Origin of the sequence: Shinella sp. (assembly GCF_052438155.1) — a bacterium.
In the GTDB taxonomy this organism is placed as follows: Bacteria; Pseudomonadota; Alphaproteobacteria; order Rhizobiales; family Rhizobiaceae; genus Shinella.
In genome coordinates this window covers 1-7,157 of sequence record NZ_JBQVPI010000071.1, presented here as the reverse complement: position 1 = coordinate 7,157, position 7,157 = coordinate 1, and the positions used below count along the sequence as shown (strand labels likewise).

Below are 7,157 nucleotides of genomic sequence, written 5' to 3'. Positions count from 1 at the left end.
CCCTAGAGCGAGTTCGTTGGCCGCCAGAAGCGCCGCCGCTCTCGTTCGATGAGCGGGTTATAAGCCCACCAATCCCATAACGTCAACAGCGGGGATCAAGAAAAATCAAAAAACACGCAACAAACTGAAATCAAACAGCTTTCTTATTCGACAGCCCGACACACTTCCCCGAAACATCCAACAAAGGACCAAAACTCAGACCAAAATCTTGTCCGGACGGTAAAAAACATGACGAAACCGTGACGAATGTCGGTTTACCCCGGCTGACCTGCCACTAAAGATTTCGTCCAGAATGGATTAGAGTCCTGCCCATTGAGGATGGACTTATGAAGAAGCAGCGATTTACGGAAGAGCAGATCATTGCGGTGTTGAAGGAGCAGGAGGCCGGAGCGAAAGCGGCTGATCTTTGCCGCAAGCACGGGATTTCCGAGGCGACCTTTTATAACTGGAAGGCCAAATACGGCGGCATGGAGGTGTCTGAGGCCAAGCGTCTGAAGGCGCTTGAGGACGAGAACGCCAAGCTGAAGAAGCTGCTCGCCGAACAGATGCTGGATACAGCCGCACTCCGTGAGCTTCGAGCAAAAAAATGGTGGGGGGCCCTGTCAAGCGTGACGCTGTCGCGCACCTGAAGGCTATTATGGGCCTTTCGGAACGACGGGCCTGCCAGATCATCTCCGCAGACCGAAAGACGATCCGCTATCGATCCTCTCGACCGCCGGAGGTCGAGTTGCGGACGAAGCTGCGCAATTTGGCCAATAAGCGCCGCCGGTTTGGCTATCGTCGATTGTTCATCTTGCTTCGGCGAGATGGAGAGCCGTCCGGTGTCAATCGCATCTACCGGCTCTATCGCGAAGAAGGTTTATCCGTGCGCAAGCGGAAAGCCAGGCGTCGTGCTGTTGGCACGCGTGCTGCGATCCTCATCAAAGCAAAGGCAAATGCCCGCTGGTCGCTGGATTTCGTCCACGATCAATTTGCCTGCGGCAGACGCTTCCGCGTCCTCAATGTGGTCGACGACGTCACGCGCGAATGCCTGGCGGCGATCCCAGGCACATCGATCCCGGGTCGCCGTGTCGCGCGAGAACTGACGGCGCTTGTCGAGCGAAGGGGCAAGCCGGGCATGATTGTCTCCGACAACGGGACCGAACTAACCTCGAACGCCATCCTTGCCTGGTCGAAGGATCGCAAGATCGAGTGGCACTACATTGCGCCGGGAAGACCAATGCAAAACGGCTATGTAGAGAGCTTCAACGGCCGCATGCGCGACGAGCTGCTCAATGAAAGTCTGTTCTTTGGTCTCGATCATGCCCGCAGCGCCATTGCGGAATGGGGCGGCGACGACAACAATTTCCGGCCGCACTCATCACTCGGATACCAGACCCCGGCCGACTATGCCGGGATCATCGCCGCAACCGGCTCCAACGCTACGCGATGTGGAAGCTTCGCGTTTCCGCCGGTTGCTCACACCGCGCCATTTGGCGTATTAAAAACCGCCGAGACTCTAATCGCTGCCGGAGGAAAGTTCAGGGGCAGGTCACCATCTGTCGGCAGCGTTGGAGACAGTTACGACAACGCTCTCGCCGAAACGATCAACGGCCTTTACGAGGCTGAGGTCATTCATCCACACGGACCATGGCGTAACTTCGAAGCCGTGGAGTTCGTCACCCTCGAATGGGTCGACTGGTTCAACAACCGCCGCCTTCTGGAGCCCATCGGAAACAGTCCACCCAACGAGGCCGAGAACAATATTTTGCCATGCTGGACGCACCAGCATTGGCTGCATGACTTAAGGGGCTGACATAGCTAAGGTTTGAATTCTCAAATTTTGACCCATTCGTTGAGCATCTTCAAGAGATTGCTTGCTGGCCTGTGGTTGAAGCGCCATTCGCACTCTTTGAGGAAGGGATGGAAGTGGACTTTGGGGATACCGTTATAGTGCCGCAGGTGGCGTTTGTCCTGGCTCCAGAAGTTTTCGATGCCGTTGATATGGTTACGATCGGAGGGCGAAAGCTTCGGAGTGATTGATCCGTTCATGGTGGAACTCGGAGATATCCAGCGCATCGTGAGAGCTCAAACTGTCGGTAAAGACGATGCTGTCTGGACGGATACGCTCTCGAATACTGCCCAACAAAGCCCGTGCCTTGGCATCGGGGATCATGACCGCATGGACCCGCCCACCGCGCTTCAGGAGCCCGAAGACGGGCACTTTTCCGGCAGCGCCGCGGCCACGCTTGCCTTTGCGTGCGCCACCGAAGTAGCTCTCATCGACCTCAATCTCGCCTTCGAGAAAGGGGGCTTGACGGGCAAGGTTCTCTACAATCACTTCACGCAGCTGGTGGAAAAACAGGATCGCCGTATTCCGGTTCACCCCGACAAGATCAGCCGCCGTGCGGGCCGGAACGCCCGCAACAAAACGCACGATCGACGCCTGTTGAACGACCGGAAGCAGCCTGCTTTTGCGCCTGGCCCTATCCATCCGACAAAAATAGCCTTCATCTACTAGCTATATCAGCCCCTAACTTAAACCAAACGGTCTCCGGTAAACCCGGTGCGGTTCAATCCCTTGGGGCGAACGTTCTGATGAACGTCGACAGTCCAGAGAAAGTATTGGCGAGCCAATCAGGAAAAGTCATGCCACTCCGGTGGAGGGCATGACTTTTTGAACACCAACTTCTCAGAACCGTTTTGAAGCCCGTGCCCTTCCACCGACGGATTTCTGGCCATCACCCTCGATGTTGAGAAGCAGGCTTGCCTCGAGCATCCAGAAATCGGCCGTCTCGAGCGTCAGGCCGGCGGTAAGCGAGCCATATACGCCCGAACCGTCGAGGCCGGCATACCCGCCGGTGACACCAAGTGTCGGTGTCAGCGTCGCCCCGTTCTCCAGCGAGAAGGACCGGGCAATCTCAGCCCCGAGGCTCACGCGGAACTGTTCCGCGTCGAAACCGTCGGTGGTGAGTTCGTCGTCCGTAGCGTTTTGCACCGCATAGTCCTCGACTTTCTCATTGAAATAGATTGCCCTGAGCTTCGGCGTCAGGACCGTCACCTCATCGAGTTGCCACTCGCCCTTGATCGCAGTGTCGATCATCCAGCGTTTCGTGTCGAAGCTGCCGTCCCAGAAGGCTGTGTCTATGTCGTTTGCCGAGCCACCATAGAGCAGACTCGTGTCCCAGAACACACCCTTGCCGATCTCGAAGGAGGCATAGGGACCGGCAAGCCAGCCGTTGCCGGTCAGTTCGGCATCGTCGTCTGTCGGGTCGGTCATCCGATCGAAGTGGAACGACAGGCCGATCAGCGCCTTTTCCGACAGCAGGTAGTCGGCTCCCACGCTGATCATGCCGAAGCCGCCCCACTTGCCGCCGTTCTCCTCCCGATTATGTGCCATCAGCGTGCCGTCTATCCAGATGTTGAACGGCGAGGAATATCCGCCGGCCACGCCCTCCGCGCCATCGCGCGCGGCTTCCAGCTGTGCAAGGCTGGTCGAGAAGCCAGCCGTCATACCTTCTTCTGAAGGCATCATGCGGGCAGTGACCGGATCGACAGCGTTTTCCATCTGCCGGCGGTCCAGAAGGCCGGGAACCTTGATCGTCGAGGCGATCATGCTCTGCCGGGTCTGGACGAAGCCATGCACCAGTCCGTCAATCTCCTCGGCGACCTTGGCTGGATCGTAGCCGAGCTTGTAAGTTACGATTCCCGTGTCGGAGGTGCCAAGCGCGCTCGTCAGCTTGAAACCGACCTGAACCGTGCCGGAGAAGCCAGGGTTCGGAATAAACTTCAGGTACCAGCCGAGAGGTGTGGAGCCGCTCGCCTGGGCAAATTCTCCTCTGACGATGCTTGCCGTGCCGGCATTGGCCGGTTCCACGAAAGTCCAGTCGGCATCGGCGAATGGACCGCCAGTTGCCCCGTGTTCCAGATTGACATTGGCGGGTGTTCCGCCGGCTGACATGTCGATCGTCTTGTCAGTCACGGAGACGACGCGTTCTTTCACCGTGAGGGTAAAGCTTGCCTTTCCTGTCGCGCCGGAACCGTCGCGCACTTCGATGGTGAAGCTGTATGTCTTCACCTCTGCGGTTTCATCGAGCGGGCCGGTCAGTTCACCGGTGGAGACGTTGAGCGTCATGCCGGCCGGCAGCGATCCGGAGGCAAGGCTATAGGTCAGCGCGCCCGTGCCGCCTGTTGCGACGATCCGCTGGCTGTAGTCCTCGGCCGGCATGGCTTCCATCAAGGCGCCGCCCGCTGGCGAGAAGGTGAAGGTCACTGCCGGCTTTACAGTCACGGTGTAGCGCGCTGCACCGCTATTGGGCGGGATAGCGCTGTCAGTCACCGTGATCGTGAAGCTGTAGCTTCCAGCCAGGGTCGGGGTTCCAGCGATCGCGCCGGTCGCAGGATCGAGCGTCAGCCCGGAAGGAAGTGCACCCGACGTCACCGCATAGCTGATCGGGGTCGCGGTGCCGGAAGCGCTCGCGGTCACCGACTGGCTATAGGGCGTGTTGGCCGTAGCCTCCGGCAGGGCACCAGCCGCAGGGGAGAAGGTAAACGTTGGCGCCGCAACCGTGACGGCGGCGGCGGCCGAGGTGGCGGCGGCATTGTTGGTGTCGCCGCCATATTCGGCGGTGATGGAATGCGCGCCGACGGTGAGCGCCGCCGTGTCGAAGGTCGCTGTCGTTCCGGAGATCGTTCCGGTGCCGAGCGTGGTGGCGCCATCCTTGAAGGTGACGCTTCCGGTCGGCGATGCGCCGCCCGCCAGCGTGGCGGTGAAGGTTACCGACGCGCCGAGTGCCGGATTGCTGTCGGAGGCCGAGACTGTGACCGTCGGGGCGACCTGTCCGACCGTGACGGTGAGGGCAGCCGAGGTTGCAGCGGCATTGTTTGTGTCGCCGCCATATTCGGCGGTGATGGAATGCGTGCCGACGGCAAGGGTGGCCGTGTCGAAGGTCGCGGTCGTTCCGGAGATCGTGCCGGTGCCGAGCGTGACGGCGCCATCCTTGAAGGTGACGGTTCCAGTTGGCGACGCGCCGCCGGCCAGCGTGGCGGTGAAGGTCACCGACGCGCCGAGTGCCGGATTGTTGTCGGAGGCCGAGACGGTGACGGTCGGGGCCTGTACTTCGTAGGTGAAGCCGCTATTGAGCGTGTCCGTTCCGCCCGGCGTGGTGACGGCAACCGCAACAGCTCCGGCGGCATGAGCCGGGGTTGTTACCGTGATCGTCGTGTCGTTGACGATGGTGAGATTGCCCCCGCCAGTTCCGGCGAAGGTGACGGCGGTCGCCCCGGTGAAATCCGTTCCGCTGATGGTGACCGTGGTACCGCCAGCCGTGCTGCCGGTGTTCGGGGTGATGTTGGTGATCGTCGGTGCAACGGCCGCTGCATCGTCATTGACAATGGTACCCACACTCTGGCTGTCGAGGACGGTCGCGCCGGTGACGTTGATAACGTTGACGAAGAAGGTTTCGTTCGGTTCGACGTCCGCATCACCCTTGACGGTTACGGTGAACGTGACGCTGCTGGCGCCAGCGGGAATAGTCTGGCCGGACAAAGACTTGGCTACATAATCGCTTGGTGCACTGGCCGTGCCATCCGCCGTGGCGATGTCGAAGGTCGTCCCGCCAGGGGCGGCCGGCTTGTCCAACGATACGGTGAAGGCGAAAGTCGTGGTGCCGGCATTGCCCTCCGATTGGCTGACGTCGCCAATCGACAATTGCGGCGGGGCGGCGATCTCGATCGTATATCCGGCAGATGCCGCGCCGCTTATCGCGCCTGCGGCCGATACAGGGAAGGTGAAGGTCCCGGCCGTGGTTGGCGTGCCGGTGATGGCGCCGGTCGCTGAATTGATCGAAAGGCCGGGAGGCAGGCTTGTGGCGGAATAGGATATTGCGCCGCTGCCGCCAGTAGCCGAAATCGAGGTGTCGCCGTAGGATACGTTGACCTGGCCGGCTGTCAGCGTCGTGCCATCGGCAGGCACGAGAACGACGGCGGCTGCGGCGACCGTCAGGATGTAGTCCCCTGTGCCGGTGTTGGTATTTGCGTCAGTCGCCGTCACCGTGATCGATGGGAAATTACCGTCCACTGTCGGCGTGCCGCTGAGGACGCCTGCGGCGCTGAGGGTCAAGCCCGCCGGAAGCGACCCGCTCGTTACGGCAAAAGTGTAAGGTCCCGTGCCGCCTGCAGCGGTGATGGTCTGGCTGTAGGCTGTACCCACCGTTGGGTCGGGCAGACTCGCGGGCGAGACGGTGATCGGCGGTGCCGCTACGGTAACCGTCGTGGCGGTCGAGATGGCGGCGGCATTCTTGGTATCACCGCCATAAGCGGCGGTGATGGCGTGCGCGCCGGCAGCCAGGGCGGCCGTGTCGAAGGTCGCGGTCGTTCCGGAGATCGTTCCGGTGCCGAGCGTAGTGGCGCCATCCAGGAAGGTGACGGTTCCGGTCGGCGACGCGCCGCTCGCCAGCGCTGCGGTGAGGGTCACCGGCGCACCGAACGCAGGATTGCTGTTGGAAGCCGAGACAGTGACTGTTGGGGTGGCCTGGCCGACGGTGACGATAACGGCGGCCGATGTGGCAGCGGCATTGTTGGTGTCGCCGGAATATTCGGCGGTGATGGAATGCGCGCCGAGGCTCAGGGTCGGGGTATGAAAGATTACCGTGGTGCTGTGGACCGTCCCGGTTACGAGCGTGGTGGCGCCATCCTTGAAGGTGATGGTTCCGGTGGTCGGCGATGCGCCGCCGGCCAGCGTGGCGACGATAGTTATCCACGATTCAAGCGTAGGATTGCTGTTGGAGACCGAGACGGTGACTGTCGGGGTGGCCTGGCCGACGGTAACGGTGATTGCGGCCGATGTGGCAGTCGCATTGTTGGTATCGCCAGCATAAACGGCGGTGATGGAACGGGCACCGAGGGTGAACGCCGAGGTGCCGAAGGTCGCCGTGGTTCCTTGGATCGTGCCGGTGCCGAGCGTGGTGGCGCCGTCCATGAAGGTGACGGTTCCGGTCGGCGACGCGCCGCCGGCCAACGTGGCGGTGAAGGTCAGCGCCGAATGGAACGTAGGATTGCTGTTGGAGGCCGAGACGGTGACTGTCGGGGTGGCCTGTCCGACGGTCACGCTAGCAGAGGACGATTAAGAAGTAGCGTTTAAGTAATCGCCAGCATTAACGGAGGAGATTGACAGATAG

The 7,157-nt window shown here is 60.9% G+C and carries 1 protein-coding gene and 3 pseudogenes; 2 read left to right on the top strand and 2 right to left on the bottom strand.

Annotation, left to right across the window (positions count from 1 at the left end; all coding sequences use genetic code 11):
- Positions 1-326: 326 nt before the first annotated feature.
- Both ACT6VE_RS34130 and ACT6VE_RS34125 read left to right on the top strand, forming a co-directional pair.
- A pseudogene (locus ACT6VE_RS34130) lies at positions 327-1,513 on the top strand (IS3 family transposase); the annotation flags it as partial.
- A gap of 12 nt (positions 1,514-1,525) precedes the next feature.
- Positions 1,526-1,782: pseudogene (locus tag ACT6VE_RS34125) on the top strand (integrase core domain-containing protein); the annotation flags it as partial.
- 33 nt (positions 1,783-1,815) lie between these two features.
- On the opposite strand, the pseudogene ACT6VE_RS34120 reads toward ACT6VE_RS34125, so the two are convergent.
- Together ACT6VE_RS34120 and ACT6VE_RS34115 are read right to left on the bottom strand one after the other, a co-directional pair.
- A pseudogene (locus ACT6VE_RS34120) lies at positions 1,816-2,473 on the bottom strand (IS1595 family transposase).
- 198 nt (positions 2,474-2,671) lie between these two features.
- Positions 2,672-7,087 (bottom strand): Ig-like domain repeat protein, encoded by a 4,416-nt coding sequence (locus ACT6VE_RS34115; RefSeq protein ID WP_444802584.1) that lies wholly within the window; start codon positions 7,085-7,087, stop codon positions 2,672-2,674.
- Positions 7,088-7,157 lie beyond the last annotated feature (70 nt).